The sequence below is a fragment of the Sedimentibacter sp. B4 genome (genome assembly GCF_000309315.1).
Lineage (GTDB): Bacteria > Bacillota > Clostridia > Tissierellales > Sedimentibacteraceae > Sedimentibacter > Sedimentibacter saalensis.
The window spans coordinates 1-230 of record NZ_CANG01000392.1; the positions used below are offsets into that span (position 1 = coordinate 1).

Annotated in this window: 1 protein-coding gene; it reads right to left on the reverse strand. The window is 63.0% G+C overall.

The genetic code is table 11. The features are described from left to right. The coding region (locus BN358_RS26455; protein WP_198018424.1) for a DEAD/DEAH box helicase family protein at positions 1 to 230 on the reverse strand (230 nt) is incomplete at both ends.

Consider the following 230-nt stretch of genomic DNA (forward strand, 5'->3'; position numbering starts at 1 on the left):
AGTGGTCTGCCGGTATGTTCTCGACGCCGTACAGGCTTAGCGCCTGGACGCTCGCGAACACGTGATGCCACCGCTCGGGTCGGCTGCCGTCGACGTAGAGCTCGCCGAAGTTGGCGTCGACCAGGGCTTCTCTGTAGGTGCGCAGAGACTGCTGGAGGATTTCGCGGCGATGCGCAACGAACAGGAGGTTTAGCTGTTTCCCCGCTGCGCGAGCAAGGTTGCGGTAGTCG